Source organism: Pseudomonas sp. NY15463, assembly GCF_048068415.1.
GTDB classification, from domain to species: Bacteria; Pseudomonadota; Gammaproteobacteria; order Pseudomonadales; family Pseudomonadaceae; genus Aquipseudomonas; species Aquipseudomonas mosselii_C.
Map to the genome: position 1 here is coordinate 511337 of NZ_JBLUQD010000001.1, position 24747 is coordinate 536083.

The 24747-nt window shown below is 59.5% G+C and carries 39 protein-coding genes; 9 read left to right on the forward strand and 30 right to left on the reverse strand.

The window, feature by feature from the left end:
* Positions 1-275: 275 nt before the first annotated feature.
* Positions 276-1106 (forward strand): undecaprenyl-diphosphate phosphatase, encoded by an 831-nt coding sequence (locus tag ACNFIC_RS02470; protein WP_138218156.1) that lies wholly within the window; start codon positions 276-278, stop codon positions 1104-1106.
* Positions 1106-1528, forward strand: coding sequence for a DUF1294 domain-containing protein (locus tag ACNFIC_RS02475; protein ID WP_138217631.1), 423 nt, complete (start codon positions 1106-1108; stop codon positions 1526-1528). The genes ACNFIC_RS02470 and ACNFIC_RS02475 overlap by 1 nt, the downstream gene beginning before the upstream one ends.
* Here ACNFIC_RS02475 and ACNFIC_RS02480 read toward each other — a convergent pair whose 3' ends face one another.
* The 3 genes from ACNFIC_RS02480 to ACNFIC_RS02490 form a co-directional block, all read right to left on the reverse strand.
* Positions 1529-1891 carry an MmcQ/YjbR family DNA-binding protein gene (locus ACNFIC_RS02480; RefSeq protein ID WP_138217632.1) on the reverse strand — a complete coding sequence of 121 codons (363 nt, stop codon included), beginning with the start codon at positions 1889-1891 and terminating at the stop codon, positions 1529-1531.
* A gap of 109 nt (positions 1892-2000) precedes the next feature.
* Positions 2001-2924, reverse strand: a complete 924-nt coding sequence (locus tag ACNFIC_RS02485) for a LysR substrate-binding domain-containing protein (RefSeq protein ID WP_416779655.1) — start codon at positions 2922-2924, stop codon at positions 2001-2003.
* 128 nt (positions 2925-3052) lie between these two features.
* Complete coding sequence (locus ACNFIC_RS02490) at positions 3053-3223, reverse strand: hypothetical protein (protein WP_416779656.1); 171 nt, start codon at positions 3221-3223, stop codon at positions 3053-3055.
* Positions 3224-3383: 160 nt separating this feature from the next.
* Between ACNFIC_RS02490 and ACNFIC_RS02495 the strand changes: the two genes are divergently transcribed.
* Positions 3384-3995, forward strand: a complete 612-nt coding sequence (locus ACNFIC_RS02495; protein ID WP_416779658.1) for an FMN-dependent NADH-azoreductase — start codon at positions 3384-3386, stop codon at positions 3993-3995.
* 132 nt (positions 3996-4127) lie between these two features.
* A complete protein-coding gene (locus ACNFIC_RS02500) occupies positions 4128-5177 on the forward strand; it encodes an alpha/beta hydrolase family protein (RefSeq protein ID WP_138217635.1) in 1050 nt (349 codons plus the stop codon).
* Here the strand turns inward: ACNFIC_RS02500 and ACNFIC_RS02505 are convergent.
* The 4 genes from ACNFIC_RS02505 to ACNFIC_RS02520 all read right to left on the reverse strand — a co-directional run bounded on the left by ACNFIC_RS02505 (position 5136) and on the right by ACNFIC_RS02520 (position 10075).
* Positions 5136-6317, reverse strand: a complete 1182-nt coding sequence (locus ACNFIC_RS02505) for an MFS transporter (protein WP_416779660.1) — start codon at positions 6315-6317, stop codon at positions 5136-5138. The genes ACNFIC_RS02500 and ACNFIC_RS02505 overlap by 42 nt on opposite strands.
* 174 nt (positions 6318-6491) lie before the next feature.
* Positions 6492-8078, reverse strand: coding sequence for an ABC-F family ATPase (locus ACNFIC_RS02510; RefSeq protein ID WP_138217637.1), 1587 nt, complete (start codon positions 8076-8078; stop codon positions 6492-6494).
* A gap of 32 nt (positions 8079-8110) precedes the next feature.
* Positions 8111-9325, reverse strand: a complete 1215-nt coding sequence (locus ACNFIC_RS02515) for a tyrosine-type recombinase/integrase (protein WP_416779662.1) — start codon at positions 9323-9325, stop codon at positions 8111-8113.
* 252 nt (positions 9326-9577) lie between these two features.
* A complete protein-coding gene (locus ACNFIC_RS02520; RefSeq protein ID WP_416779664.1) occupies positions 9578-10075 on the reverse strand; it encodes a hypothetical protein in 498 nt (165 codons plus the stop codon).
* A 69-nt stretch (positions 10076-10144) separates the two neighbouring features.
* Between ACNFIC_RS02520 and ACNFIC_RS02525 the strand changes: the two genes are divergently transcribed.
* Entirely contained in the window at positions 10145-10315 is a 171-nt protein-coding gene (locus tag ACNFIC_RS02525) for a hypothetical protein (protein ID WP_416779665.1), read from the forward strand.
* A 16-nt stretch (positions 10316-10331) separates the two neighbouring features.
* Here ACNFIC_RS02525 and ACNFIC_RS02530 read toward each other — a convergent pair whose 3' ends face one another.
* The 12 genes from ACNFIC_RS02530 to ACNFIC_RS02585 all read right to left on the reverse strand — a co-directional run bounded on the left by ACNFIC_RS02530 (position 10332) and on the right by ACNFIC_RS02585 (position 15633).
* A complete protein-coding gene (locus ACNFIC_RS02530) occupies positions 10332-11105 on the reverse strand; it encodes a DNA-methyltransferase (RefSeq protein WP_416779666.1) in 774 nt (257 codons plus the stop codon).
* Between the two features lie 43 nt (positions 11106-11148).
* Positions 11149-11370 (reverse strand): hypothetical protein, encoded by a 222-nt coding sequence (locus ACNFIC_RS02535; protein ID WP_416779668.1) that lies wholly within the window; start codon positions 11368-11370, stop codon positions 11149-11151.
* Positions 11367-11759: a DUF2591 domain-containing protein gene (locus ACNFIC_RS02540; protein WP_416779670.1), complete on the reverse strand. Its 393-nt coding sequence runs from the start codon at positions 11757-11759 to the stop codon at positions 11367-11369. The genes ACNFIC_RS02535 and ACNFIC_RS02540 overlap by 4 nt, the downstream gene beginning before the upstream one ends.
* A complete protein-coding gene (locus ACNFIC_RS02545; RefSeq protein WP_416779672.1) occupies positions 11756-12043 on the reverse strand; it encodes a hypothetical protein in 288 nt (95 codons plus the stop codon). Before ACNFIC_RS02545 ends, ACNFIC_RS02540 begins: the two co-directional genes overlap by 4 nt.
* Positions 12044-12051: 8 nt before the next feature.
* Positions 12052-12318 (reverse strand): hypothetical protein, encoded by a 267-nt coding sequence (locus tag ACNFIC_RS02550; RefSeq protein WP_416779673.1) that lies wholly within the window; start codon positions 12316-12318, stop codon positions 12052-12054.
* A complete protein-coding gene (locus ACNFIC_RS02555) occupies positions 12315-12698 on the reverse strand; it encodes an HNH endonuclease (protein WP_416779675.1) in 384 nt (127 codons plus the stop codon). The genes ACNFIC_RS02550 and ACNFIC_RS02555 overlap by 4 nt, the downstream gene beginning before the upstream one ends.
* Complete coding sequence (locus ACNFIC_RS02560) at positions 12695-13189, reverse strand: hypothetical protein (protein WP_416779677.1); 495 nt, start codon at positions 13187-13189, stop codon at positions 12695-12697. Before ACNFIC_RS02560 ends, ACNFIC_RS02555 begins: the two co-directional genes overlap by 4 nt.
* Before the next feature lie 87 nt (positions 13190-13276).
* Complete coding sequence (locus ACNFIC_RS02565; protein ID WP_416779678.1) at positions 13277-13501, reverse strand: hypothetical protein; 225 nt, start codon at positions 13499-13501, stop codon at positions 13277-13279.
* A complete protein-coding gene (locus tag ACNFIC_RS02570) occupies positions 13498-14136 on the reverse strand; it encodes a hypothetical protein (protein ID WP_416779680.1) in 639 nt (212 codons plus the stop codon). The genes ACNFIC_RS02565 and ACNFIC_RS02570 overlap by 4 nt, the downstream gene beginning before the upstream one ends.
* A gap of 313 nt (positions 14137-14449) precedes the next feature.
* On the reverse strand, positions 14450-14677 hold the full coding sequence (locus tag ACNFIC_RS02575) for a hypothetical protein (protein WP_416779682.1): 228 nt from the start codon (positions 14675-14677) through the stop codon (positions 14450-14452).
* Between the two features lie 37 nt (positions 14678-14714).
* The gene (locus tag ACNFIC_RS02580; protein WP_416779684.1) at positions 14715-14840 is read right to left on the reverse strand and encodes a hypothetical protein; all 126 of its coding nucleotides are present in this window, start codon (positions 14838-14840) and stop codon (positions 14715-14717) included.
* 13 nt (positions 14841-14853) lie between these two features.
* Positions 14854-15633, reverse strand: coding sequence for a DUF2786 domain-containing protein (locus ACNFIC_RS02585; protein ID WP_416779686.1), 780 nt, complete (start codon positions 15631-15633; stop codon positions 14854-14856).
* 114 nt (positions 15634-15747) lie between these two features.
* Here ACNFIC_RS02585 and ACNFIC_RS02590 point away from each other — a divergent pair, with 114 nt between their 5' ends.
* On the forward strand, positions 15748-16362 hold the full coding sequence (locus tag ACNFIC_RS02590) for a hypothetical protein (protein WP_416779688.1): 615 nt from the start codon (positions 15748-15750) through the stop codon (positions 16360-16362).
* A gap of 53 nt (positions 16363-16415) precedes the next feature.
* Here the strand turns inward: ACNFIC_RS02590 and ACNFIC_RS02595 are convergent, their stop codons facing one another.
* Positions 16416-17054, reverse strand: coding sequence for a hypothetical protein (locus tag ACNFIC_RS02595; protein ID WP_416779689.1), 639 nt, complete (start codon positions 17052-17054; stop codon positions 16416-16418).
* 143 nt (positions 17055-17197) lie between these two features.
* Between ACNFIC_RS02595 and ACNFIC_RS02600 the strand changes: the two genes are divergently transcribed.
* Complete coding sequence (locus ACNFIC_RS02600) at positions 17198-17443, forward strand: hypothetical protein (protein WP_416779690.1); 246 nt, start codon at positions 17198-17200, stop codon at positions 17441-17443.
* A 16-nt stretch (positions 17444-17459) separates the two neighbouring features.
* On the opposite strand, the gene yejK is transcribed toward ACNFIC_RS02600, so the two are convergent.
* Positions 17460-18491 carry a nucleoid-associated protein YejK gene (gene yejK / locus ACNFIC_RS02605; RefSeq protein ID WP_416779691.1) on the reverse strand — a complete coding sequence of 344 codons (1032 nt, stop codon included), beginning with the start codon at positions 18489-18491 and terminating at the stop codon, positions 17460-17462.
* Between the two features lie 97 nt (positions 18492-18588).
* Between yejK and ACNFIC_RS02610 the strand changes: the two genes are divergently transcribed.
* Positions 18589-18852 (forward strand): hypothetical protein, encoded by a 264-nt coding sequence (locus ACNFIC_RS02610; RefSeq protein ID WP_416779693.1) that lies wholly within the window; start codon positions 18589-18591, stop codon positions 18850-18852.
* Here ACNFIC_RS02610 and ACNFIC_RS02615 read toward each other — a convergent pair.
* The 6 genes from ACNFIC_RS02615 to ACNFIC_RS02640 all read right to left on the reverse strand — a co-directional run bounded on the left by ACNFIC_RS02615 (position 18840) and on the right by ACNFIC_RS02640 (position 21125).
* Complete coding sequence (locus ACNFIC_RS02615) at positions 18840-19199, reverse strand: hypothetical protein (RefSeq protein WP_416779695.1); 360 nt, start codon at positions 19197-19199, stop codon at positions 18840-18842. The genes ACNFIC_RS02610 and ACNFIC_RS02615 overlap by 13 nt on opposite strands.
* An 81-nt stretch (positions 19200-19280) precedes the next feature.
* Positions 19281-19739 carry a hypothetical protein gene (locus tag ACNFIC_RS02620; protein WP_416779696.1) on the reverse strand — a complete coding sequence of 153 codons (459 nt, stop codon included), beginning with the start codon at positions 19737-19739 and terminating at the stop codon, positions 19281-19283.
* On the reverse strand, positions 19736-20005 hold the full coding sequence (locus tag ACNFIC_RS02625) for a hypothetical protein (RefSeq protein ID WP_416779698.1): 270 nt from the start codon (positions 20003-20005) through the stop codon (positions 19736-19738). Before ACNFIC_RS02625 ends, ACNFIC_RS02620 begins: the two co-directional genes overlap by 4 nt.
* A gap of 22 nt (positions 20006-20027) precedes the next feature.
* On the reverse strand, positions 20028-20411 hold the full coding sequence (locus ACNFIC_RS02630) for a response regulator transcription factor (RefSeq protein WP_416779700.1): 384 nt from the start codon (positions 20409-20411) through the stop codon (positions 20028-20030).
* 128 nt (positions 20412-20539) lie between these two features.
* Positions 20540-20845, reverse strand: a complete 306-nt coding sequence (locus ACNFIC_RS02635; RefSeq protein ID WP_416779702.1) for a hypothetical protein — start codon at positions 20843-20845, stop codon at positions 20540-20542.
* A gap of 67 nt (positions 20846-20912) precedes the next feature.
* Complete coding sequence (locus ACNFIC_RS02640) at positions 20913-21125, reverse strand: hypothetical protein (RefSeq protein ID WP_416779704.1); 213 nt, start codon at positions 21123-21125, stop codon at positions 20913-20915.
* A gap of 869 nt (positions 21126-21994) precedes the next feature.
* On the opposite strand from ACNFIC_RS02640, the gene ACNFIC_RS02645 reads away from it, so the two are divergent.
* Positions 21995-22318: a DUF1654 domain-containing protein gene (locus ACNFIC_RS02645; RefSeq protein WP_416779706.1), complete on the forward strand. Its 324-nt coding sequence runs from the start codon at positions 21995-21997 to the stop codon at positions 22316-22318.
* A gap of 54 nt (positions 22319-22372) precedes the next feature.
* Here ACNFIC_RS02645 and ACNFIC_RS02650 read toward each other — a convergent pair whose 3' ends face one another.
* The 3 genes from ACNFIC_RS02650 to ACNFIC_RS02660 all read right to left on the reverse strand — a co-directional run bounded on the left by ACNFIC_RS02650 (position 22373) and on the right by ACNFIC_RS02660 (position 24697).
* On the reverse strand, positions 22373-22810 hold the full coding sequence (locus tag ACNFIC_RS02650; protein WP_416779708.1) for a DUF2846 domain-containing protein: 438 nt from the start codon (positions 22808-22810) through the stop codon (positions 22373-22375).
* 128 nt (positions 22811-22938) lie between these two features.
* Positions 22939-24081: a helix-turn-helix domain-containing protein gene (locus tag ACNFIC_RS02655; protein ID WP_416779710.1), complete on the reverse strand. Its 1143-nt coding sequence runs from the start codon at positions 24079-24081 to the stop codon at positions 22939-22941.
* On the reverse strand, positions 24068-24697 hold the full coding sequence (locus ACNFIC_RS02660) for a hypothetical protein (protein ID WP_416779712.1): 630 nt from the start codon (positions 24695-24697) through the stop codon (positions 24068-24070). The genes ACNFIC_RS02655 and ACNFIC_RS02660 overlap by 14 nt, the downstream gene beginning before the upstream one ends.
* Between the last annotated feature and the right edge of the window lie 50 nt (positions 24698-24747).

The following is a 24747-nucleotide window of genomic DNA, read 5'->3' on the forward strand; positions in this document are numbered from 1 at the left end:
TGTTATCAAGGGCATCCAAGCATGCTTTGACACTGGCCCCCACTCGACCAACGGCTAATGTGTATGACCAGACATTCCGTGTTGCAGGTGATTGGAGAGTTCAAACCAAGCCTCTGATAGGATTTCGGCCGCTTCAGATGAAACCTTTAACTCAGTGAACTTTTCCGCTGGCGTTGTACCCAAGGGGCGCTGTAAAACGGCGTCGCCGCGAGCGGTACATTTATGCTTATCAAAACACAGGGGCCTGCTGCCGGCAGCCTCTGCATGGGGGAATGATGGATTTGTGGAGTGCCTTGCAGGCAATCATCTTGGGCGTAGTCGAAGGCCTGACGGAGTTTCTGCCGATTTCAAGCACCGGGCACCAGATCATCGTCGCCGACCTGATCGACTTTGGCGGCGAGCGCGCCATGGCGTTCAACATCATCATTCAACTGGGTGCCATCCTCGCGGTGGTCTGGGAGTTCCGGCGCAAGATCCTCGACGTGGTGGTCGGCCTGCCAAGCCAGGCGCCGGCCCGGCGTTTCACCGCCAACCTGCTGATCGCGTTCCTGCCGGCGGTGGTGCTGGGGGTGTTGTTCGCCGACCTGATCCACCACTATCTGTTCAACCCCATCACCGTGGCGGCGGCCTTGGTGGTCGGTGGCGTGATCATGCTTTGGGCCGAGCAGCGCCAGCACCGCGTAGCGGTCGAGCATGTCGAGCAGATGAATTGGCAGCACGCGTTGAAGATCGGCTTCGTCCAATGCCTGGCGATGATTCCGGGCACCTCGCGCTCCGGCTCGACGATCATCGGCGGCTTGCTGTTCGGCTTGTCGCGCAAGGCAGCCACCGAGTTCTCGTTCTTCCTGGCCATGCCGACCATGGTCGGTGCCGCCGTGTACTCGGGCTACAAGTACCGTGGGCTTTTCCAGCCCGCCGATTTGCCGGTGTTCGCCCTGGGCTTCGTGGTGTCGTTCATCTTCGCCATGATCGCCGTACGAGGGCTGCTCAAGTTCATTGCTAACCACAGCTACGCGGTATTTGCCTGGTATCGCATCGTCTTTGGACTGTTGATCCTGGCTACCTGGCAGTTTGGCTGGGTCGACTGGTCGACGGCGCAGGGCTGATGATGCGTGCACAAAACGACGCACGCCCCACGTCACCGGGGGTGCGACATGCTCGCTTGAAACTGCTGGTATTGGCGGGGTTGTGCCTGCTGCCGCTGCTGGGGGGCTTGCAGATGGGGCTTGGCGCGCAGTCGTGGTTGCCCTTGGCGCTGTACCCTGTGGCGAGCATGATCTGCCTGTTGCTGTATTGGCAGGATAAGCAGCAGGCGCGCACCCAGGCGTGGCGCACGCCGGAAAAGGTGCTACACGCCAGTGAACTGCTGGGGGGATGGCCTGGAGCCTTGTTGGCCCAGCAGCTGTTCCGTCACAAGACCCGTAAGGTGTCGTATCAGGTGGTTTGCTGGGCAATCGTCGCCCTGCATCAAGTGTTCTGGTTCGACCACCTGCTGCTGGGCGGGCGCTGGTTTGGATGGGTGCTCTAGTCAGTCCAGCAACAAGCCAACCTGCGCCCGCTTGGGCAGGCGCCGCACCACCAATTGGTGCGAGCGCCGCAGCAGGTCGCTAAGCTCACTGCGGCCCATGGGGTAGGGGGGAGCCATGCTGATCCACTTCGCCCGCGCCAGGTAGGGCGCCGGCCGAATTCCAGGGCGATCGCAGTAGCCCAGGAACACATCATCGGCCAGCTTGAACGACAGCCCTGCGCCGGCCAGGTCCAGCACGGCGAACATCTTGTTCCCCGCCACCGAGAACACCCGCACGCCGCCCCACTTGTAGTCTTCCCGTGCACCCGGCAGTTCCAGGCAAAAGGCTGCCACTTGCGCTTCGCTCATCGGTTGCTCAGACATACCACTCTCCACAGGCTTGCAAGCAAGCCGTCACATCATCGAAGGCCACACTCAGCGGCCACAGTCCGTTGCGCACCCGCCGCCACGAGCGATCGGCCTGCCCTGAAGGCTACAAGGGGCGGTCGCCACAATGATCGAATGCGTGTGCCAAATGATCCAGCCAAGCCCTGACCGCCGGCAAGACGCCACGTCTGTGGGGGTAGACCGCCTGCAGCCAGGCCGGCGCGCAATGCCAATCGGGGAGCATGCGCACCAGTGCGCCGCTGGCAAGCTCGCTTTCACAATGCATCAAGGGCAAAACCGTGAAGCCCAATCCCGCTTGCGCAGCTTCCTTACGCATGATGAAGTCTTCGACCCCCAGCCGCGCTGGCATGGCGATCTCGAAACGCTCGCCGGTCTGGTTGAACAAGCGCAGTCTAGCCAGCCGATCCGCGTCCAAGGCGCCCAGCAGGGGCAGGTTCAGCAGCTCCGTAGGGTGAGAAACCGGATGAGCAGCGAGGAAATCTGCGCACGCCACCACCTCGGTGCGCGCTTCGCGCAAGCGCTTGGTCACCAAGTTAGGTTCCTCGTCTTCGGCTTCGCGAACACGCAGCGCTACATCGATGCCTTCATTGATCAGGTCCACGCGGCGATTGACCAGGAGCAGATCGAGTTGAACCTTGGGATATCGGGTCAGGAAATCACACACCAGGGGATTGAGGAATTGATTGGCCAAGCCGACCGGGCTACTGACCCTCAGCGGGCCCCGCGGCTCGTTGGTGGCACTGGCCACCACCTCGTCGGCTTGCTCTGCTTCCCACAGCATTGCCTGGCAGTGGCGCAAGTAACGCTCACCTAATGCGGTGAGCTGCAATTTACGGGTCGTGCGCTGAAGAAGGCGGGCGTTCAGCCGTTCCTCCAGGTCTGCGATACGCCGTGACAGGCGTGACTTGGGAATGCCCAGCAGACGACCTGCCGCAGAGAAACCACCCGCTTCCACGACCTTCGCGAAATAGAAAAGGTCATTCAAATTTCGAGGTTCACCTATAGCCACTTTCGAACGACCTCAGGAGGCAATCAAGGCATGCCGGGGCGTGCATTATGCCTGATGCGGCCGGTACCCGCGCACCCCGCCGTGTCCAGGCGAGGGGGCAGAATCCCAGCCATTGGGGTGAACGGGATTCAGGCAACGGGGATCGGATGTTCGACCAGCGACTGGTTGAACTGGTGGGTCAATTCATGTGCGTTCGCGCCCTGCTTGGCGCGCAGCGCGATGACGCGGTCGACCAGTACTTCCGTGGTGGCGGATTCGAGCTTGGCGAGGGTCTGCTCGATGAACTCGTTCAGGGGCATGGCACGCTTGTCACCGCTCTTGTGGACGAGCGAGTCGAATTGTCCTGTCAGTGGAACGAACTAGCGCATTTTTGCCGACTTATCAGCCATTCGATGTATCGGTAGGATGCCTGTCATCGTGATCGCTCTACGGCGCGGTCTTCAATCACAGGAGAGTCACATGAAACTGTTGCATATCGATTCGAGCATCCTCGGCGACAACTCCGCCTCCCGTCAGCTGAGCCGTGAAGTGGTCGAAGCCTGGAAGGCCGCCGACCCGAGCATCGAAGTGGTCTACCGCGACCTGGCTGCCGACGCCATCAGCCACTTCTCCGCTGCCACCCTGGTGGCTGCTGGCACCCCGGAAGAGGTCCGCGACGCAGCCCAGGCCCACGAAGCCAAGCTGAGCGCCGAAACCCTGGAAGAGTTCCTGACTGCCGACGCCGTTGTGATCGGTGCGCCGATGTACAACTTCAGCGTGCCGACCCAGCTCAAGGCCTGGATCGACCGTGTAGCCGTGGCGGGCAAGACGTTCCGCTACACCGAAGCGGGCCCTGAAGGCCTGTGCGGTGACAAGAAAGTGATTCTGGTGTCCACCGCTGGCGGTCTGCATCACGGTCAGCCGACGGGTGTTGGGCACGAGGATTTCCTCAATGTGTTCCTGGGCTTCATTGGTATCACCGACATCGAGATCGTCCGTGCCCATGGCTTGGCCTATGGCCCCGAGCAACGCGCCAAGGCCATCGACGCGGCCCAGGCACAGATCGCCAGCGAGCTGTTCGCGGCCGCCTGATCTGCCGCTGTGTGCAAAGCCGACTGTCGCCTCGGGCGACAGTCGGCTTTTTTCATGCTTTTTTCATGTTGAGCCTGCGGCTGCGGTTCTAAGCTGGTGCCATATGTGCGCCTGATGGGGGAGCCGCCTCCCATGAACCGGTTACAACACTTTTTTGCCCTGATGCTGTTCGGTAGCCTGCTGGCCAATGCTCAGGCTTCATCCTGGACGGCTGGGCTGCATCGCCTGACTTTGGCGGATCCGGTGGACAACAAGCCAATGCAGGCCTTGGTGTTCTACCCCTCCAGTGCTGAAGCGCACCCGTTGCGGATCGAGGGCTACCAGACCCGCGTGGCCGAAGAAGGTGCAGTAGCGCTGGGCCAGTTTCCGCTGCTGGTGATCTCCCACGGCAACACCGGCAGCCCCATGGCCCTGCATGACTTGGCCAATGGTTTGGCGCGCCAAGGGTTCGTGGTGGTAGCGGTGATCCATCCCGGTGACAACAGTCGCGACCACAGCCGTCTGGGCACCCTCAGCAACCTCTATGGCCGACCGCTACAGATCAGCGCGGCGATCACCGCTGCGCGCAATGACAGGTTGCTGGCCCCGTACCTGAACGACGGCAAGGTTGGGGTGATCGGGTATTCGGCAGGAGGCGAGACTGCGCTGATCCTGTCGGGAGCGCAGCCTGATCTGGAGCGCCTGCGGCGCTACTGTCAAGAGCGCCCCAGCGATGCCGACGCTTGCAAGACCCATGGGGTGCTGATCGCCGACCACAGCGAATTGACACCCCGAGCCGACCCCCGCGTCGGTGCGGTGATGCTGATGGCGCCGTTGAGCCTGATGTTCGGTCGCCACGCCTTGGCCGGTGTGCAGGTGCCCGCGTTGATCTACAGCGGCGACCATGATCAGTTGCTGGCCCTTGAGCACAACGCCGATGCCTTGGCCCGCAAACTGCCGGTGACCCCCGACTACCGCTTGCTGTCGGGCGCCGGGCATTTCGTGTTCATGGCGCCTTGCGATGACGAGCAACACATGCGCATGCCTGCGCTGTGCAAGGACGCCGATGGCGTCGACCGGCGCTATATCCACCGTTCGCTGCGCAGCGAAACCTCGGCATTCTTCAGCCAGGCCCTGGGCGCACCGGAGCCTGCCGAACGCTCAGCCGCGACGGGCGAGCAGCAACGTCAGGCCCACCCCTGACAGGGCGAGCAGGGCCGCCACGGCGAAGGTCGAGGCATATCCGGTGTGCACGGCTATCGCCCCCATTACCGGGCCTGCAATGGCCAGTGCCAGGTCGAAGAACACCGCATACGCGCCAAGCCCGGCACCGCGACTACTGCTGGGTACCTGGCGAATTGCCTCTACTCCGAGCGCCGGATACACCAGCGACAGGCCAAAGCCGGTGAGCCCGGCGCCGAGCATCGCCCACAGCGGCGAAGGTGCCAGCCACAGCAAAGTCAGGCCCAGCACTTCGGTTGCCATGCAGGCGATGGCCACGTTGTAGCCGCCAAAGCGATTGACCGCATTGACGAACAGCAATCGTGACACGATGAAGCACACGCCGAATGCGCTCAGGCACAAAGCCGCGCCGGTCCAGCCGCGCTCCAGGTAGTAAAGGGTGACGAAGGTGGTCAGGGTGCCATAACCAATCGACGCCAGGGTCAGTCCCAGCCCGCAGGGGGCCACGCGGCTGAACGCTGACCAGAACGGCAGGCGCTCGCCGCGAGCCACCACCACGTCTGGCCGGGCGCGCAGCACCCGCAGCGCGGCCAGGGCAAGCATCAGCAGTGCCGGGCCGAGCACCACGAAATGCAGCGCATCCACCAGCAACACCCCGACCGGCGCGCCAATCGCGATGGCGCCATAGGAGGCGATGCCGTTCCAGGAGATCACTCGGGCGGTGTGTTCCGGTCCTACCTGGCTGATCCCCCAGCTCAGCGTGGCCACGCCGATCAGTCCCTGGGCGATGCCCAATAGCAGGCGCCCGCCGAGCAGCAGCGCCAGGCTCAGCCAGGGCATTGTCAGAGCCCAGGCCGACAGCAGGGTGAGCACGCCGCAGCCGGCGATACCATACAGCCCGTAGCGAATCGCCCGCTTACCCCCCAGGGTGTCGGCGACACGGCCGGCGAACGGCCGGCTCAGCAGCGTTGCCAGGTATTGCAGGCCGATGGTCAGCCCGGCGATTACCGCGCCGAAGCCGAGCTGGTCGTGCACATGGCCAGGCAGCACCGCAATCGGCAAACCGATGCAGAGGAAGGCGATGAAGGTGTAGAAGACGATGGAAAGGATTTGCACGGTGATACCGGCAGTGCCGGCTGGAGCAGGTTCTGGCGCGGTCATGGGCTCGTTCGCGGGTAGCGGTTGGCGTACGGGCATCATGGCCGTTGTGCGGCATAAATGAAAGCAGGCTAACGAATTATTCGTCGGATGGCATCGCAATAGGGGACGGCACACGAGAGATCGCGGGGCAAGTTGGCGCGGCGCTGCGCCAACTTGCCCCGCGATGGGGTCGAATCAGACCACCACGCCCTGGCTGCGCAGGTAGTCGTCGTAGGTGCCGCTGAAGTCCACCACGCCATCGGCGCTCAGCTCGATGATGCGGGTCGCCAGGGAAGAGACGAACTCACGGTCGTGGCTGACGAACAGCAGGGTGCCGGGGTAGTTCTCCAGCGCCAGGTTCAGCGCCTCGATCGACTCCATGTCCAAGTGGTTGGTCGGTTCGTCCATGACCAGTACGTTGGGCTTTTGCAGGGTCAGCTTGCCGAACAGCATGCGGCCTTGCTCACCACCGGAAATCACCTTCACCGACTTGAGGATCTCATCGTTGGAGAACAGCATGCGCCCCAGGGTCCCGCGGATCACCTGCTCGCCGCTGGTCCACTGGCCCATCCAGTCGAACAGGGTCATGTCGTCTTCGAAGTCGTGGGCGTGGTCCTGGGCGTAGTAGCCTACCTCGGCGCTGTCGGTCCACTTGACTTCGCCCTTGTCCGGGGTCAATTCACCGACCAGGGTGCGCAGCAGGGTGGTTTTGCCGATACCGTTGGGGCCGATGATGGCTACGCGCTCGCCGGCTTCGATCGCGAAGCTGAAGTCCTTGAACAGCACCTTGTCGTCGAACGCCTTGGCCATTTTCTCGACGGTGACGGCCTGGCGGTGCAGCTTTTTAGTCTGTTCGAAGCGGATGAACGGGCTCACGCGGCTCGAAGGCTTGACCTCGGCCAGTTGGATCTTGTCGATCTGCTTGGCGCGCGAGGTGGCTTGCTTGGCTTTCGAGGCGTTGGCCGAGAAGCGGCTGACGAAGGTCTGCAACTCGGCGATCTGGGCTTTCTTCTTGGCGTTGTCCGACAGCAACTGCTCGCGGGCCTGGGTGGCGGCGGTCATGTACTCGTCGTAGTTGCCGGGGAACACGCGCAGCTCACCGTAATCCAGGTCCGCCATGTGGGTGCAGACGCTGTTGAGGAAGTGGCGGTCGTGGGAAATGATCACCATGGTGCTGTTACGCGCGGTCAGGACCGTTTCCAGCCAGCGAATGGTGTTGATGTCCAAGTGGTTGGTCGGCTCGTCGAGCAAAAGCACGTCTGGATCCGAGAACAGCGCCTGGGCCAGCAACACGCGCAGTTTCCAGCCCGGTGCCACTTCGCTCATCGGACCGAAGTGCTGCTCCAGCGGGATACCCAGGCCCAGCAGCAGTTCACCGGCGCGGGATTCGGCGGTGTAGCCGTCCATTTCAGCGAACTCGGTTTCCAGCTCGGCGACGGCCATGCCGTCTTCCTCGGTCATTTCTGGCAACGAGTAGATGCGGTCGCGCTCGGCCTTGACCTTCCACAGCTGCTCGTGGCCCATGATGACCGTATCGATCACGGTGAATTGTTCATACGCGAACTGGTCCTGGCGCAGCTTGCCCAGGCGGGTGTTCGGCTCGAGCATCACCTGGCCTGCGGACGGCTCCAGGTCACCGCCGAGGATCTTCATGAAGGTCGACTTGCCGCAGCCGTTGGCGCCAATCAGGCCATAGCGGTTGCCGTTGTTGAATTTGACCGAGACGTTCTCGAACAGCGGCTTGGAGCCGAACTGCATGGTGATGTTAGCGGTAGAAATCAAGTGCTTGTCCTGCGGGGGTTCCAGAGGTGTATTTAGGCCCTCTCGTCAGTTTTGGGCCAATTTTGGGCCAATTCGACTCGGGGCGGCAGCTTCTCCAGCTCCCTCCAGTCCGAGGAGGAGCTGATCCATTTCGCGTAGGTAGATAGCAACATCTCGACGCTGTGGCCGAGCTGGCTCGCGATGAACGCAGGGTTCATCCCAGACATCAGGCACATGGTTGCGTAGGTGTGGCGGGTGTCGTACTGACGGCGTTCACGGATGTTCAGCGCCTTCAGCGCCGATTTGAAGTGGCGGATTGTAACACTTGGCTCGTTGATCCACAGCCCACCTTTGCTAGGTTGGAACACGAAGGGGCTAGTTGGGTGGACCGACTTAGATGCCATGCGACGAAGGGTGACCAATCGCTGGGCCTGGTTGATGGCGTTCAATGCGCGCTCGTTTAACAGGACCACTCGATGATGCTTGGTTTTCGTACGTTCTTGGGGCGCACGGTTGACGATGATCCGGCGAACCGTCGCGGTGCGCTGATCAATGTCGATGTCCTCCCACTTCAGGCCCATTGCTTCGCCAGGGCGGACCCCAGTGAAGAAGCAAAACTCGAAGAATGCTGCGTAGATCTGCGAGTATTTCTGAAGCGTCGCATACAGGTGGGAGATTATCGCCTCTGCTTCCGCCCTAGTGTAAGGGTCCACGACTTTTTTGACGGACTTTGGCTTATCAAGCGAGGTGGTAGGGTTCTTGGCGATCAAGCCATCAAGGACCGCTGTCTTGAAAACGCTGGCCAGCTTGATGATCGCATTCCGCTTTACACCAACTGACGTCCACTGGATCTGGGAAATGACTCCGCGAAGCATGGTTGGCGTGATCATGTCTATCCGGCGTAGGCCGAGGTATGGCATCCAGTAGATGTTGAACACGCTCTTGTAATTGTTGCGGGTGCCTTCGACGATGTGGCGGCTGTCCAGCCACATCTGGGTGTATGCGCCCAGGCTCGGGATTGACTCCGCCGTCCGCCGTGCCACCTCCGAACCCGGGAATAGCTCGGCATACTTCTCGTCGTCCAGCAGGCCGTGACGAATCAGGTTTACTACTTGATCACGTACACGGCTGGCTGCGCGGATGCCCTGCGCCGTCGGGGGATGGGCGAGGGTTTCCCCGCGACGCTCACCGTTCCAAGTGAAACGGATTCGGAGCGAGTCTCCTCGGATTTCAATTCCAGGGGGCAGACCCACAGGCTTTCGAGCCATTCCTCATATCTCCATCTGCTGTACATGATGTTGCGGCCGCTCTTGTTCCAGACTCCTTCGGGTATTTTCCCGCGCTGGCGGCGGGTCTGGAGCGCTCGCAGCGTGATTCCCAGCAGTTCGGCCATCCTTTCCTCCGTTACCTTGTCCATTTCTTGGGCAACGGCCTGTTCCTGCCCGGCGTGTTCATCGCCTGGCTTCTTCCTTTTTGAGTGCATATTGGTATCCACGCCGCCGGTGGCGGCAGGTTGGTGTTCAGGCAGGGATTTTCGCGAGCACCGCGTCAGCCACCTTGATAGCGGCTTGGGCATCGTCGACGTAGGCAGGCGTGAAGCCTCCGGCGTAGTGGATCACTCGCTGGCAGGCATCGAGTTCCTTGCGCACCAGGCGAAGCGCCTGCACTAGCTCTTCCTGCAGTGCTCCCTCGGCCCGGCCGATATCCCAGAACTGCTGCCCCCAGTGACTGACCGGTGGCGGGTTGTTGTTCTGCTTTCCGCACGCCAGGGAACCCACAACCACGCCGCAAAGGCCGCGCTTGTAGGCGTTTTCGCCATCAAGGCTCAGGCCCCCGCGCCGGCGCATGGTGTTTACGACCTCGTCGGCATCGACGCCGGGGCCCTTCAGAACGATGTCTTGCTCCGGTTCGCCAGGCGTGTAGATCACCAGGGTTAGCTTGGCTTCCGGCCTCAGGCTGGCGCTGATCATCACCAGTGCATCGTTGGCTACTTCGTGGAATCGATTGATTGCGGACATGGGGAATCCTCGCCCGCGCATGTCGGCGGGCTCATGTGATAAAAGGGTTGATCAAACAGGAGGTTCGATATGGGCAAGACAGCCAAACCGTTCTTTTTCGTAGCTGCGCCACTGATTGCAGTCGGTGCTGCATTCGCAGCAGTAGGCGCATCTGGGCAGGCTGCTTTCGGCTATACCGCAGTCGGTTTGCTGGTGCCTGGGCTTGCGTTGCTCATCGCCGGGTATCGTCGACGGGCTTGAGTTGTAGGGGGAGGGGTTAGGCGCGCGCTTCGAACAGTTCGATCTGCGCTGCCGGAGTGTCGCGAAGGGTGATGGCATCAGCTATGCGTTGTTGCGCGGTACCGAAATGCGCCTCGTCCTGCTCGATGCCGATGAACTGGCGCCCTAGCTGGATGCAGGCGACGCCTGTCGTGCCGCTGCCCATGGTGTTGTCGAGCACCACCTGGCCGGGGTTTGTGTATGTGGCGATCAGGAATCGCATCCACGCCACGGGTTTTTGGGTCGGGTGATGACTGGCAAGTTGTTTGTCGCTCGAGAAGAACTGAACCGAGCGCGGGTACCGGTCTGTTGAGTCGTACTCAGTCAGCTGCAGCGCCTTGCCGTAGCACTCGGAATTCACCGTCTTGCGCCTGGATGTCTTTCGCTCGTGCCCGCCGGTCATTTGCGGGTTGTACGTCGGCTGTTTCCGGTAGAAGACCTGGGCGCTTTCATGCGCGCGCAGTGGTTGCTTCTTGGCATTCAGGAAGCCGGTGGCAGCACCTTTCTCCCAGATCCATTCGTACTTGTAGATTCCAGGGTTGCTGGCGACGAGCATTGAGGTGAACGGCTGCGCTGCACAGAGCACAATGGCCGCCTCCGGCTTGGCGATTCTCAAGTACTGCTCCCAGAGAGGGGCGAAAGGGATCACCACATCCCAGGCGCACTGGGTTGTGCCGTATGGAAGGTCAGCCAGCACCAGGTCGACGCTGGCGTCGGGGATCGACTGCATGACCTCCAGGCAGTCGCCGTGGTAAAGGCTGGCATCGTTCATCGAGGCCCCCGATAGATCAGGTAGACCATGTAGGCGAGGGCGATCATGGGCGGACTCCTGTTTTCTTGCTGACTTTGCCTTCTGCCTCGAGCTGACGCATGGTCTGGCGGAGGATGTTCAGGTCATAGGCGCGCATCATGGCCTTGATCCACCTGTTCACGATGACTACGCAGGTGTATGCGAGGGCAAAGAGCAGAAGTGCCAGCAACGCCATGCCAGCACACGCCATCACGCCATACCCTAGCCACAGGGCAATCTCATTCATGGCATCAGCTCCTTCGGTATTTGGACGGTATCGCCGAGCTTGGCTGCGACGATGGCGCGGCAGGCGGCGATAAGGGCAGTGTCACCGCCCTGACAAAACTCCCCTTGGCCTGTGATTATCCATCCGGCCCACACGTCGTCAGTGCTCTGGGGGCAATGCAGGCTGACCATGTTCTTCGCGATCAGCGGACCGCACAGAGGCCAATCTTCGTGCGGGTTGTAGAGCACATCCCATGCAAGCGCTTGCCCGCGTTTCTTCCAGAAAACCCGCCACGGCACCTTGTACTGCGGGCCTGCTAGGAAGACCTCAAGGCCCTCGGCCTGCGCGACGGCCCAGTCCAGCCCATGGCCGACCAGGTCTGCTGTCTTCACTTCGATCAGGTCGGTCATGACGCCACCTTGAGGCCCTGGGCCTTGATTGCAGAATCCAGGTGCCCGAGGTACTTAGGGAAGATGAACGACTCACCTTCAACGTCCTCGAACTGCTCCCAGTACTGTTCGCTCTTCATGTCGGGCATCTGGATGACCACCGCCTCGCGGGAGGCTTGCCATGAAACCCATCGGGTTTGGGTTTCGGCGTAGTAGTAAACGTCCTCGGCGTTCACGCACCTTCTCAAGCGCTCGACGCCGCCGCAGTAGCGATCGAGGTGCCACGCCTCAAACTGCTCACGCATCTTTTCGCTCACAGCGAATACCTCTCTTCGATCCATTGCGCCTGAGCGCCTGCCGGTGTTGGCCCGTTGTCTTGTTGCTCATGCGGGGAGAGCTGGCGCTCGTTGCCGGCCTGGAGCTGGCTGTCGGGGATGCAGCTGATGCCGACCCCGTTGAGCACGTAGCAGGTGACGCCGCGCTGGCTGTCGTGCTGTACGTCGATGACGTTATCCTGGGGTAGGGGTGCTGCGCTGGCGCCGGTGGCCAGCAGCAGGAGGCAGAGGGCGAGGCGGGTCATGGCTGCTGCACCTTTTCGAAGTAGAAGACGACCTCGGCACCGGTCTCGTCGATCAAGCCGTAGGCCTTGGCCAGGCGGTAGATGGAGTGGTATTGGTTGAGGCTGTTGACGTGGCCGGCGATCCAGGCGCGCCAACCCTCCAGGGTGTATGAGTGCTTGCTGAGGTTGCATGGGATGCAAGCCGGCATCATGTTGGCCAGGTTGTGATTGCCAGGGCGAAGAGCTGGTACGGTCTTCGCCGCGTCGCCCCAGTTGCGCACCACTGGCTCGAAGTGATCAGCGTGCCAGCGCTCGCCGAGTTCGGCTCCGCAGTAGGCGCAGCGGCCGCCGTACTTCATGCGGACCTGCTCGCGCTCAGCTTTCTTCAGGCGCATGGTCATTTGCGCAGTTCCTCGTCCGGGTCCAGGCCGTAACGCCGGCACAGCGCTTGGGCTACCTCTGAGCCACATACAAAGGCGTCCATCATGAGCACCCAGCGCGGCTGCTTCATTCTGGTGGTGCCCCGCACCATGCGCACCGCTGTTCGGAGCAGGTCGTCTTCGGTGAACTCGCAGCCGGAGAGGGTGATGGTGCGGCTCTTCCCGTTCAGGCGCTCCAGCGCTGCCCGGAACTGCTCGATGTATTCCTCTTGGGTTGATGCCCACCGGTTCACCAGGCATTCATCATCCACTGGGCAACCTGCATCTTCGGGCTCGTCCGAAGGGGTGCCAGGTACCATCAGGAACTCGTCCTCTACCGCCTGAAGAAGGTCGGAGAAGCGTTTTGTGTTTCGGACGTTGACCTCGAGGACGCTGACTGGATGCGAGTGATGCAGCCCAAAAATGTCGTAGATGCGCGCGAGGTCGGGATGCAGTTGGCTTTCTTCAGGCATGACGATTCCTTGGCCGCCATATCGCGGCAATGAATAGAGGGGAGAGGGGTTAAAGCTGGATGGAGTACAAATGTGCTCTTGCCGGGCTTAGCCTGCCGAGCGCATGAATGCGGCCATGTCGCCCATCTGCTCAACGATGGCGCGTTCTTCGGCAGAAGCAGATCTGATGATCTTTTCCTTGCGGCTCTGGCACCGCCGACAATCGACTTTGTCCCAGTCGCCTGACAGCCCGGATGATTCCCCTAGCCGGGTGCCGCAGGGTGCTTGCTCAAGGTCTTCCAGGTCGGTGAATGGTGCGAAGTGCGTCTTCACGATTTCGGCTCTGCGCTTGCGGATAGAGCGGCGCGTGCAACAGAGCCATCTTCAATGAAATCCGGTTCGTCACCGCACCAGAGAATGTTTAGCGGCTCACCGCTCACGGTGTCCCAATTCCCGCTTTCGAAGTGGTAATGCTCGCGCTCAGCGTAGAACTTCAAGGCAGCGCGCAGCCGCTCAATTTCGCCAGGATCGGCGTGGGTGTAGAGTCTGGTGCCAGCCGGGAATTTAGACAGCGCGCGAAGCTCTGCTGAGTCAAACCAGGGGCCGTCGCGGTCGTCAAATGGGTCGCTGAGTTGCAGTGTTAACACGGGTCCGCCCTGGTGCTGCCCTGGATGCACAGGAAGCTTCCCTCGGCACCCATCACAAGCATGGATATGCCTGTTCTCTACTCCATTCAGCATTCCGCTACCGTGCCATGGGTGATACGTAGGGACGGTGCCGCAGTAGTCGCACGGTGGGTACTCGTCCTGGTGCTGCTCGGCTGGCTGGGATTTGAACTGACGCAGGAGCTGGGCAGCGTCATTCATGAAGTCAAGCGCGCCGTCGCCCGCATGCGCTTCTTCAAGCGCTTCGATCGTGGCTTGCACACTGACCATCTCGTTGTTGCTGGATCGGTTTTCTGTGGGCATGGGGATACCTCAGCGGAATAGGCTAGAGTCAATCGGCCACTACAAGGAGGGCTTTTCGATGGCTTGTTTCGTTTGCAGAGAGGAAGCAGAAGCTACATCGCCAACAGGCGGGGACTATGAAGAGCGAAGCTGTGGAGGGTGCGGTAGGTACCGCATATCGAAATCGCTTCTGGCGGAGATTGAGGCGCAGAAATTGCGGTTCGATGTGGAGGCAGCGCGCCGCTGGATGGCGGTGAACCGAGTCACAAATCCAGTGCCGACCATGTCGTCATTTGACGCGCGGCAGCACCACCTGCTGCACTCATAGTCACGATCATGCTGCTTGGCTGGAAGCTGCAGGGTTGTAGTCTGCCCACCCAATGACGGGCATCTTGGTTTTGGGGTTGATGATCGTGCGGCCCTTCTCGTCGAGCAGTGCGGCCTTGGAGCGGATGCGCAGGTCGCGGCATGCGCCCGAGCGCTTGGCCAGATCGATGAACTGCTGGGCGTGCTGCGGCGTGTCGTAGAGGATGCTGAGCTGCTTCACCTTCTCGCCGGCCATGATCGCCTCAACGTTTCGCTGCACCGCCTCTTCCCACTCAACGAGCGTCAGGTCCAGGGGGGGGGCAGCCAGCCTTGCCGCTGGGCTTGGTGGTCTTGGTTTTCTTCCGGGCATCGGCAAGCGCTGCTGCGGCTGTCATGCCGAACACTGCGAATGTGCTCATGGCTATCTCCTGCTTAGACGATGCCGATTTGCGCCTGGGCCTGGCCGGCGTGAGCCATGCCTGGATTCAGCTGAACGCGCTGCCCGGCAAGCATTCCTGCAATCTGAGCGGCCATGTCGAGTTCTGCTGGTCCTGACTTTCGCTGCTTGCCGATCTCGCGGCCGTCCAGGTACTGCTCGATCAGCGCTTTGTCCTGGCTTTCCACCTGCACCAGGTCGCGCCCACTGGAGCGCTGCTCGATAGCTGGATCTTCCTCGCCCTGCGGCACCAGCTCATGAATCTTGCCGTGTACCACTGAAACCCATGCGATTGCGAAGTGATCGCCGGCCGTCTCAGGGGAGTAGGCGCTTCGGCGCTTGCCGCTCCTGACCGACGCCACGTAGTCGCGCCTGGCCTGCGTCAGCTTGGTCAGCAAGGCCTCGTAGGCGTACATCGCGATCTGAGGCGCAGGCATCACACCTACGAACAAAGCCCGCTCAACCATTCGCCCGGACGACTCACACCAGTGCTTATACGAGAGCGGTCGGCATCCGAACACCCTGGCCACAATTCCGCTCAGGTGTCGGTCCCAGGTCGGCCGACGGTTCGCCCTGGACTTCTCCGACTGAACCTCATCCACGTCACTCAGGCGCACATCCAGCTCGGTGAGGCGGTACTCACGCATCAGCGCTTTGGCCTGGCGCATGGCGGTGGCCGCCTCGTTCTCGTTCGAGCTTTTGGAGAGGGCCAGGCAGCGCTTGATTTTGCGGATGACCCGCTCGAGCTTACTTTCGTCGTGCTGTTGTTCGGTCATGTTGTGGTCCTTGCGTGCAGGCGCCGCCCTCGCCGGAGTGACGCGTTCTGTTAAAGTGGGTCGCTGATCAGTATGGAATGGACGAGCTGCGAGGTGTGGATGAGGAGGGCTGATTTGGCTATGTTAGTGGCGTGTATTGCTGGCTTTTTCTTTGTAGGGGTTGTTTGGCGGCCGGCTTTCGGAAGTTTGGGTCATTTAAAATATGCCCTAGAGTGCACTAGCTATATAGCGACTACGTTGGCCGCGGCTGTTGCTATTTTGGCATTGAATGCATGGAGGTATCAGTTCAAGCATACCGAGCGCTTTAAGTGCTTGAGTGAGCTAAAGGAGGCTGCAGCTGATTTAAATGCTTACATGGAGTATCTTCATGATTATTACAGTGCTTGCTTTAATAGTATACCGAATGGCGGGACGCTCGCATGGAAGCACTCACCTGATGGTAGTCTGGCTCAATGGGACAAGGCGATCGATAGATATAAACGAGTGTGGACTACCGCAAGAATTTTCCTGGCCAAAGCCGAAATAGATGGCTTTTCGGGCAAGCCTGAAGACTTTGATGATCTTTATCGCAGAAATTCAGTTCTTCTACCCGCTTCTCTTGTTGGGTCCAATGGCTCGCAAATGCTAACGAACCTAATGGAGTGCTATCAGGAGGCACATCAAGAAAGCTGGGCTCTTTACAAATCCACCTTGAAGCAAACTGAAGATCTGCTTAAGAAAAGTCGATAGGGTTTGTCAGTCGTTTTGCTCCCTGAATTGACCTGGCGGGAAACGCCGGAAGGTCAGGCGACGGCTTGCTCTGCGATGAAGTCGTCCCATGCGGCTTTGTCGCCCTGGGCAACGTACCACTTCAGGTCCTGGCTATCCTCGGACTCACTGACCGAGCCGCCGTACAGGGCGCCAGGGAAGGTGAATCTCGCGCTGTCGCCGCAGAGTGGGTAGCCGCCGGTGAACTCGGTGAAGGTGACGCCAGGCTGGGCAGCAACCACCCGCTCCTTGAACAATTCGAACCTGCCGTTGCGGGCAGTCACTTCGGCTTCGTGGCCTGAATTGCACTCCGCCGAGCAGTAGACAACGCGACCATCGAACACCAGGTCCAGAGGGATATTGGTTTCGGTTTCTTTGTCCCAGCGACAAGCATCGCTGTCGCACCTGGTGCCGCAGTGGTTGCAGTCGAACCACCAGCCCGCGTCGATGTACGCCTCGGCCGGGATGAAGGACTGGCCAGCGTACTGGTCTGCCCACTGTGCACGCTGGCAGGACACGGATCCAAAGTCAGCGCCGATCTCGTCCGCGCCCTGGCGCCTGGCTGCAGCATTCGACGTGGCGAACTGGATCGTGGATTCCTCTGGGTCATTGGTCTCGACGGTGTAGGCCAGCACCTTGTGTGATACTGGATCTGCGTTCGGCTTCTTGCTCATGGCTTTCTCCATGCATGCGCCGCCCTCCGTGGCCGGATGCGGCATGGTAGGTCTTGAGTTAATTGGAAAGCGTCGCGCGTTTGAGAGAGGCGAGGGGATGAGGTAAAAATTACCGGGGCATTCAGCCATACCCAGGAGCGAACATGAGTTACAAGACCCGCGTGAAGTTCACCATCAAGGAAACAGCCGACGGGGTTCCATATCTTCACATGGAGGTGCTCGATTCAATCCCTAACTTTCCAGATGAACCACCGGCGTTCGACCTGCCACCTGGCACCGACATGACCAAGGCAGGAGAGATCGCGCGGTACCTCAACGAGAATATTGAGGCTTTTCGTCCTGAGCCCTCGGTCCCCGCACCTTCATTCCAGACGAAGGTAAAGCGATGACGCTCGTGCCACGAGCTCAGTTGCTAGCGCGATCACTTGCCGAGGTGGCGGATCGCTTGATCTGATCAACCAGTTGGGTCGGCACACCTTTGATCATCAAGGTGCCGGCCTCTTGGTCGAATTCGATTTTTCTACCCAGCAGGCGCGCCTCGAAGCTGATCGACAGGCCCTCAGCGCGCCCGGTGAATCGCCGGTACTGGGTGAGGGTGCGCTTGTCCGCCGGGATCTCTGGTGACAGCCCGTAGTCGGCATTGCGGATGAACTCCGCGAAGCTCTGGGGGCGATCCTCGTCGAGCAGTTCGGACAGCTCGTCCAGGGCGATCGGCTCACCCAGCCTGGCCTGAACGGTGGCGTAGTCGACTAGGGTGTGATTCTTCTCGCGGGCCACATCCTCGGGAAGATCCTCGCGCTCGAGGTAGTCGCTGAAGGCCTTGAGCAGGGTTCGGGTTTCGCCTGGGCTGTCGATTCCTTCGCTAACGCCGATGAAGTCGCGGAAGTAGGCGGTGGCCTTTCGGCCGCCCTTTGGCTTGATGAAGGAGACGTACTGGCGTGACGCGGGGTTGTTCTTCCACTCGCTGAGGTTGATGCGGGCAGCGAAGTGAAGAGTGCGCGAGTCGAGCTGCCGCGAGGTGGCGACAGTAAGGTCGTGGGCTACTGCGAAGGTTTCAACCTGTTGCAGGATCGCGATGGTGAGGTTGTCCGTCATGCCCTGGGTATAGAGCGCGAACAGCACGTGTCCGCCGACCGACAAGTTTGACTCCTCCATCAGCTTGGTCAGGTGCTCCGCCGCGGTGCGGGTGAAGTCGATGAAAGACATCTCGTCGATCATCGCCTTGTCCAGCCAGCCCCTGAGCGGGTAGGCGCCGGACGCAGGGTGAAAGAAGCCCCAGCCCTTGCCGGTCTTCGCGTTGTAGGTATCGTTCACATCATGCAGCAGGCTTTCCACGGCACCGGTGCCGGGCAATTCCGAGCCTGCCAGGTGCAGCACTGCCGGGCTACCGTCCGGCTTCTTGTCGATGAAGTGCATTACTGCGTGGCGAATGGGCATGGTGAATCCTCCGTGGCCGGCTTGCGGCATGGTGGAAATTTGGTTTGGGATGGGGTAATACGGGTGGCCCGCATGGTGCCGGAATTAGGAGAGACCTATGGCCAACGAACCTCAATCCATTTCGGATTCAGAGCACTACATGGGATACGACATCGCCTATCGGCTTGTCGGTCCTATCGCATCTAATACTAAGAATCCTGCTGATCCGACGTCGCATTTCAGGGCGTCTGTGACTCTGTTTCACTCTGGGAAGCAAGTTGAAGGCACTTTGGAGCATCTTCAGGAGAACTTCGGTAGTGAGGAAACGGCGAAAAATGCTGCTCTCGCCCAGGGGCGAATTTTAGTAAGTCAGCGCCGCTGATTTGGCGGTACGATTTCGTCGCCTGGATTGCGGCGGATTTCGCGTATGCTCCCTTCTTCGAACTGACGCGCTAGTTTCGGTGAGATGTAAAAAGCTGGCGCGTCAGGTCGTTCAAGTCGACGCGCCCGCTCTTCAGGCTCCTGCGCAATCCACGACAGAGCCATGTCCTGCCAAAGCTCTTGCACCTGCTTGTAGCCGTAGCGCTTGATTTCGGCAGCCAGGGCTTTCTTGATGCCTTCCGGCATGTTGAAGAACACCTTCTCGATGCCCAGCTTCTTCGCTATGGCCTCCTGCCGGGCTCGATAGTCCGACGAGTGTTTCGCGGCCCCGGTCTTCTGCTCGGCCATGGCCGATACCTCCCAAGCCGCTGGGCGGCAGATTGATTTGTTGCTGTCGCCGGCCGTGCCGGACGCGCGCGGTGATGCGGTTCATGCTGCTCTCTGCTGATTCCAGGCGCCGACGGTCGCGAAGACCTTGGCGGCCTGGGCTTCGTCGATGGTTGTGTCTGTGGGAATGGCTATCCAGCCGGATGCAACCAGGTGATTCGGGTTGGACTTGGCGCGCAGGTCGGAGTACATCGCCTCGATCACATCAGTTAGATGCTCAGCCCGGTAGATGCCTTGTGGCGCGACCTCGACGGACTTGTGATACCGCTCGCCCAGCTCGGTACGGCACAGCACGCTGAGGTAGATCGTCCAGCGGTGCGGTATGTCGCATATGGCATCCACGATCTGGCGCACGCGGATCTGCTTGAGGTTGCTCCAGTTGATCAGCACCTGCTGGCCGCTAGGGTCGATGTTCACCACGGCTGCGCGGTTCGCCGTGACCAGCGCTCGGCACGTGCGTTCAAGGCGAGCCCGCATGTTGTGCGGTTTGCGCTTGCTCATTGCCGTGTGCCCGTCTTGCTTGCCGCCCCGGCCTCCATCGCGTCGACGAAGCGCATCGCAGCCTGGTGGCTGAAACAGAAGCCTTTGGTCTTGCCGGTGGCAATCTCGATGATGTGCCACGCCTTGCCCTTCGCGACTGCCTGGAAGCGCGGCCCAGGAAGCGGAGCAGGGCGCCCGATCTTCTCGTAGAACTCGGCAGTTGCCATGCCGGATCGAGCACGCATGTCGGCCAGGCAGGCCGCACGTTCTTGTAAGCGAGGGTGCATGGAGTGTTCCTCTTGTCGGGAATCAGGCGTGATGTTCGAAGGCCTCGGCCTTGCGAACGATTCGAACTTGGGCGGTACGGCGTTCGGGCGCTCGGCGGTCGCGGCGCATAGGGTCGCTGTCGTCGATGGCTGCGTGCATGGCGATGAGGCCGGCGAGCAGGATGCAGAGGGGGCTGATGATCTGCTGCCGCATGGCCTTGGTGACCGCCTCGATGCGGCGCCCAGCCTCGAGCTTGAAGAGGGCGTTCTCGATGCGGTTTGCCACGGTGCCGGGGCTGACCGCCATCTGGCGGGCGATCTCTTTGGTGGTGAGGCCTTGGGCCACCCACAGCAGTGCTTCAAGCTCGCGGGGAGCCAGCGCTTTTCCGAGCTGGCCAATCCATGAGCCGCAGGTGATCGTTTCCATGATGTCTCTCGGGTGGGCTGCATTGGTCGTAACGCTCGCTGCCGTGAAGCCTCCCGGAGCAGGGGAGGGCGAACGTCACGACCGATGCAGCCTGGTGATGGGGAACCAGGTGGATCGGGCAGTTAAGGTCAGGCTGACATGGCGCTGCTTGCCCCTTCCTGCACGTCTGCAACGCACTTCACACCGCAAAGCGGGCAGTAGTTGGCAACCACCGAAACGGTCTTGTTCACGCGCTTCATGCCGCCAGCCTTTTTCGGCGCCATGTAGTGCCCAGTGACCTCTACGCAGTAGCGCCGAACTGCTTTTCCTGTCTCGATGTTCAGTGACAGATTGTGGCCCTCTGCGCGCATGTAGAAAGGCCCAGACCCTGGCGCCTCCTCAGCAAGCTGGTCCGTAACCAGCTTCACGGCATCGCTGATGCAGGTGCAGCTCATCGTCTTGCCCTCCAGGGCGGTTGATTTCCCGTCTGGCCCTGTCGCCAAGACCAGCCAGTGAAATCGCTCAACGCTTGCCCAGGACCGCCTTGGTGACGACCTTGGGGAATTTCTTGGTGCGGATCTCGTTCGCCTGCTTGTCGGTCAACAGGCCTGCCAGATACAGCGTGGTGATGGACGTATTGATGTGGTCGAGGCGCTTGGCCTCGTCGGCGCTCATTTCCGGGAACTGCTGAGCGAATGGTCGAGCCGCCCAACCTTGCTCGAATGTCTGAGACATCGATCTGCCCTCCAGGGCGGTTGATTTCCCAGATGCCACTCGCTGAATGGCACCTGGTGAAATCCCGGCCTCGCTACTGGCGACAGGCCGGGGCATTGCGTCATCGGTGATCCCTCTACGCTAGGGTGGCGCCGCGTCTGCCGCTGCTGATTGCAGCTCAGCGGTTCCTCGTGGTTGCGGGCGTCGAGCTTCCTACTCACGGCGTCAATCAGCATCTGTTCGCCATGGATCGCAGGTCCTTGCAACATGCACGCTACAGCTCTGGATGCCCTGGCTGAGTGGGGCAGGGTGCATGAGGTCCGGCGCCCCTCAATGCCGAGGCTCGGGGCGCTAATTCAAATCTGTCTAACTGGGATCCGTTACGCGCCACGGTGTCCTGGGCGATTATTTAATTGCTGCAGCCTCCACCGGTTATCCGGCGTGGCCCGCTTTACCAGTGCATCAGCCCGTTCTGAGGGCCACCTGGCAGGGAGCGTTGCAGCTCAACCCTCCGTCCGCGCCGTAAGCGCCTGACATCGAGCTGGCCAGTTCCAGAGCTGGCATGGGGATCGAATTTGTTGCTCGCGCTGTTCGCTTTTCAGCGATGCCCACATGGGGCTTCCCGTTACCGGGGATCGATCCGCGAGGTTCCCGACGATGTGTAAAGAGCGGTGGCCAGTGATGGGGCCTTGGCAGCCGATGGCGACTGCCTGAGATGAAATTTAGCCAAGAGCTAAAGCCTGGTCAATAGCTTAAAGCTAAATTATTTTCGCTGGTCGATAAATATCTGTGGGTTGGGCAATCTCGGGCTGGGCCCTTTACCTTGGATTTAGCACTGCGCTATGATTCCAAGATAACTGTACATATATACAGCTATCTGAGAGGGAGCTATGTCGAGGCAAAGCAAGGCTGCACCAAAGAATCACCAGGAAATGACCGGGCTAGAACGTCTGAGCCTGAGGGTTTCGTCGATGATCAATCATCCGCTCGCGCAGACGCAGCGCTGGGTGACGATCCATCGCCTGGACACTGATGGAGATATGGAGTGGGAGGAGGTGATGGGGCTGCTGGCCGAAACGCCTGAGCTTGATCTGACGTTCGATGATGACGGTAGCGTGACTGTCCGGTGGGAGCAGAGCGCAACTCAAGATCGCGACGATTTCCTCATCGAGGAGGACAGCGAGATTGAGGTTGAGGAGGAGGCACCTTTCTGATGGCCATCAAAAAGCCCGCCATGCGGCGGGCCTATTGATGACTATTAGACGATTCTAGTACTGCGACTCGATCAGCTTGCACTCAAGCACGCCTGCTTTGCCTTCGGTCGAATCAACGACCCTCATACCGCTGCGAGCAACTGCGAACCCCATCTTCACCTCCTGATGAATGAAAATGGCTTGGCCAGCTCGGGTCTCAACCTTCAGGAGATCGGTATTCTCGCCATCGGCGGTGATGATGTGCTTGCCTGGCGGCACTTCTTTATACAGGTAGCTGTAAGCGACAGTCTTCCCTAGCTGTCTTCCATCAAGCACAACAGGCATCTTGATGGCGGCGCCAACGAACTCATTTCGGTAGATGTAGATGCCAGACATGTCAGGTGCTGGGGAGAAGCGCTTGGCATCACTGTCGTCCTGTGTATTGGCCATAGGGACAGAGGCGCAGCCTACGAGGGATAGGCAGAGGAGGGCGGTGGCAGCGAGAGAACGCATCAGCAGATTCCATTCGGTGAAGGCGGGTGGCGATGATATCAAAACGCCCCGGAACATCACCCATGCAAGCTATCACGCACGCATGAAAAAGCCCGCCTAGGCGGGCTTCGACAACTTGTACTTCCCTACTAGGAGGTGGCTCGCTTAAGTTGAAATGAAATTACGTTTGATGATGAATTTTCAGGCGGCATGAAATACTCTGCTGTCTTCCCAGACATCTCTGCAAGACGCGACACAGGGAGAGGAAGAAGAGATTTTATCTCATCTGTACTGAGGCGGTCGTTACTAACCAAGAAGTCAATCATTTCGCTAACTAGCTTGCTTGATTCCTTTGGAGTTTCTTTGTCGAGAGGCTCTTGCTTTCGGCCTCCTGGCAGCGCTGCGAGTTGTTTGAATATATAGACGCTCTGGTTCTCAGATATAAGTCCAAGGCTGCGCGCACGAACTGTAATGGCTGCTATGGAAATGCCCCAGCGCCTCTTTAGAGCGATCAGTGCATCTAAAGAGCAAGAGGTAAACTCTTGGAGAAATGAGTTTTTAGGGAATATGAAGGCGCTGGCAAAGTAATTCGCCTGGTCTTCCTTATGCTGTACCAGTTCCTCGTCCTCATGATCTTCATCAGATACGGAGGAGTGCATTACAAGGTGACCAAGCTCGTGGGCAAGATTGAACCTGTGCCGCGCATTGCTATTGCCCTTCTCAGTAACAATATATGCTAGATCGCCCCGCCAGTTAGAAAAAGCCTGAGTAGTTTTGTCCATGCTGAGTTGCGCAATAAGTACGCCATTATTTTCTAATAGTCGCGTTATATTGCTTAGCGGTCCAGAACCTAAACCCCAATGACGACGAACCTCAAGCGCAATTTCCTCAATATCTTCGTTGCTCAACAAACTGAAGTCCAGCAATCTTGATTGATAAATATTCGCACCGGGATAGTTTATTTTTGATAATAGGTACTGAGAAAACTCTGCAAACCACGCTTCTTGGATCGTGGCCTTGGTGCGTGCTTTCTTGGCGGCAGTTTTGAAGCTCCTAAAGTGAGAAGGGGTAGTGATTTCCTTTATTGCTCGGCTTGGAGTATAAAAAAATGCAGTATCTACCCCTAGTTCACGAGCAATTTTTTCAAGGTTTTCATGTGTAGGGCATTTCGCGCCCTTCTCAAAAATTGAGACTGCCTGACGGCTGACACCGATTCGCTCCGAAAGAGACGCCATCGTCATACCGTTTGCAAGCCTTGCCTCTGTAAGACGCAGGGGGTTAAATTTCTTCATGGCCGCTTTGTTGCTTAATTTCTTCAGAGATTTTATTGAAGAGCGCCCCGATACTGTCTTCGATTTTTTCTTCTTTGATTTCTTCGAATGTGGGAAGTGGAAGGGCTCTAGTGTACAGGGCCACTTTACAGCTAGGGTCTGGCACTACAAGGCTTATGAACTCCAGGGTGGACTTGGAGCCGTGTAGCAACTGGCAGCAAAGAGTGGCCGCTTCATGCTCTGAGTGAGCATCTGTAAATAGATCATAGTTCGGACTGGACAGTACCCTGTTATACAAAGAGTTCTTGATCATTTTTGACCTGGTACTTTGCACATGATGAGCGGTCAAGATCGTACGGTCCGATCTCAGCACGATATGTCTAGAAGATCCATTGCGATTGCTCTCTATCTGGGCACTAATTCCGCCATCTTGAATTGTGCCTGGAACGGCTGCAAGAAAATGGTCAACGCAGGAGCGTTTAATATGGCCGGAGGCGGCCATGGGATTCGTTCCAAGGACAGGGTTGGCACGCATGATCGCTGCCGAGGCCCTGTAGCCAAGGGCGATGGCTTTGGATATCTCCGCCATCTTGGTGAATGGAAGGTCCGCATCAATGATTTCAGGAATAGTTGGCATGGCGCGTCCGGTTGACATAGGCTGTGTCAACCATTTTGCCCAAAACCTGT

Coding starts and splice junctions, on each gene's coding strand:
- ACNFIC_RS02470 (WP_138218156.1), top strand. CDS start 276: ATGGATTTGTGGAGTGCCTTGCAGGCAATCATCTTGGGCGTAGTCGAA.
- ACNFIC_RS02475 (WP_138217631.1), top strand. CDS start 1,106: ATGATGCGTGCACAAAACGACGCACGCCCCACGTCACCGGGGGTGCGA.
- ACNFIC_RS02480 (WP_138217632.1), bottom strand. CDS start 1,891: ATGTCTGAGCAACCGATGAGCGAAGCGCAAGTGGCAGCCTTTTGCCTG.
- ACNFIC_RS02490 (WP_416779656.1), bottom strand. CDS start 3,223: ATGCCCCTGAACGAGTTCATCGAGCAGACCCTCGCCAAGCTCGAATCC.
- ACNFIC_RS02495 (WP_416779658.1), top strand. CDS start 3,384: ATGAAACTGTTGCATATCGATTCGAGCATCCTCGGCGACAACTCCGCC.
- ACNFIC_RS02500 (WP_138217635.1), top strand. CDS start 4,128: ATGAACCGGTTACAACACTTTTTTGCCCTGATGCTGTTCGGTAGCCTG.
- ACNFIC_RS02505 (WP_416779660.1), bottom strand. CDS start 6,317: ATGACCGCGCCAGAACCTGCTCCAGCCGGCACTGCCGGTATCACCGTG.
- ACNFIC_RS02515 (WP_416779662.1), bottom strand. CDS start 9,325: ATGGCTCGAAAGCCTGTGGGTCTGCCCCCTGGAATTGAAATCCGAGGA.
- ACNFIC_RS02520 (WP_416779664.1), bottom strand. CDS start 10,075: ATGTCCGCAATCAATCGATTCCACGAAGTAGCCAACGATGCACTGGTG.
- ACNFIC_RS02525 (WP_416779665.1), top strand. CDS start 10,145: ATGGGCAAGACAGCCAAACCGTTCTTTTTCGTAGCTGCGCCACTGATT.
- ACNFIC_RS02530 (WP_416779666.1), bottom strand. CDS start 11,105: ATGAACGATGCCAGCCTTTACCACGGCGACTGCCTGGAGGTCATGCAG.
- ACNFIC_RS02535 (WP_416779668.1), bottom strand. CDS start 11,370: ATGAATGAGATTGCCCTGTGGCTAGGGTATGGCGTGATGGCGTGTGCT.
- ACNFIC_RS02540 (WP_416779670.1), bottom strand. CDS start 11,759: ATGACCGACCTGATCGAAGTGAAGACAGCAGACCTGGTCGGCCATGGG.
- ACNFIC_RS02545 (WP_416779672.1), bottom strand. CDS start 12,043: ATGCGTGAGCAGTTTGAGGCGTGGCACCTCGATCGCTACTGCGGCGGC.
- ACNFIC_RS02550 (WP_416779673.1), bottom strand. CDS start 12,318: ATGACCCGCCTCGCCCTCTGCCTCCTGCTGCTGGCCACCGGCGCCAGC.
- ACNFIC_RS02555 (WP_416779675.1), bottom strand. CDS start 12,698: ATGACCATGCGCCTGAAGAAAGCTGAGCGCGAGCAGGTCCGCATGAAG.
- ACNFIC_RS02560 (WP_416779677.1), bottom strand. CDS start 13,189: ATGCCTGAAGAAAGCCAACTGCATCCCGACCTCGCGCGCATCTACGAC.
- ACNFIC_RS02570 (WP_416779680.1), bottom strand. CDS start 14,136: ATGCCCACAGAAAACCGATCCAGCAACAACGAGATGGTCAGTGTGCAA.
- ACNFIC_RS02575 (WP_416779682.1), bottom strand. CDS start 14,677: ATGGCCGGCGAGAAGGTGAAGCAGCTCAGCATCCTCTACGACACGCCG.
- ACNFIC_RS02580 (WP_416779684.1), bottom strand. CDS start 14,840: ATGAGCACATTCGCAGTGTTCGGCATGACAGCCGCAGCAGCGCTTGCC.
- ACNFIC_RS02585 (WP_416779686.1), bottom strand. CDS start 15,633: ATGACCGAACAACAGCACGACGAAAGTAAGCTCGAGCGGGTCATCCGC.
- ACNFIC_RS02595 (WP_416779689.1), bottom strand. CDS start 17,054: ATGAGCAAGAAGCCGAACGCAGATCCAGTATCACACAAGGTGCTGGCC.
- ACNFIC_RS02600 (WP_416779690.1), top strand. CDS start 17,198: ATGAGTTACAAGACCCGCGTGAAGTTCACCATCAAGGAAACAGCCGAC.
- yejK (WP_416779691.1), bottom strand. CDS start 18,491: ATGCCCATTCGCCACGCAGTAATGCACTTCATCGACAAGAAGCCGGAC.
- ACNFIC_RS02610 (WP_416779693.1), top strand. CDS start 18,589: ATGGCCAACGAACCTCAATCCATTTCGGATTCAGAGCACTACATGGGA.
- ACNFIC_RS02615 (WP_416779695.1), bottom strand. CDS start 19,199: ATGGCCGAGCAGAAGACCGGGGCCGCGAAACACTCGTCGGACTATCGA.
- ACNFIC_RS02620 (WP_416779696.1), bottom strand. CDS start 19,739: ATGAGCAAGCGCAAACCGCACAACATGCGGGCTCGCCTTGAACGCACG.
- ACNFIC_RS02625 (WP_416779698.1), bottom strand. CDS start 20,005: ATGCACCCTCGCTTACAAGAACGTGCGGCCTGCCTGGCCGACATGCGT.
- ACNFIC_RS02630 (WP_416779700.1), bottom strand. CDS start 20,411: ATGGAAACGATCACCTGCGGCTCATGGATTGGCCAGCTCGGAAAAGCG.
- ACNFIC_RS02635 (WP_416779702.1), bottom strand. CDS start 20,845: ATGAGCTGCACCTGCATCAGCGATGCCGTGAAGCTGGTTACGGACCAG.
- ACNFIC_RS02640 (WP_416779704.1), bottom strand. CDS start 21,125: ATGTCTCAGACATTCGAGCAAGGTTGGGCGGCTCGACCATTCGCTCAG.
- ACNFIC_RS02645 (WP_416779706.1), top strand. CDS start 21,995: ATGTCGAGGCAAAGCAAGGCTGCACCAAAGAATCACCAGGAAATGACC.
- ACNFIC_RS02650 (WP_416779708.1), bottom strand. CDS start 22,810: ATGCGTTCTCTCGCTGCCACCGCCCTCCTCTGCCTATCCCTCGTAGGC.
- ACNFIC_RS02655 (WP_416779710.1), bottom strand. CDS start 24,081: ATGAAGAAATTTAACCCCCTGCGTCTTACAGAGGCAAGGCTTGCAAAC.
- ACNFIC_RS02660 (WP_416779712.1), bottom strand. CDS start 24,697: ATGCCAACTATTCCTGAAATCATTGATGCGGACCTTCCATTCACCAAG.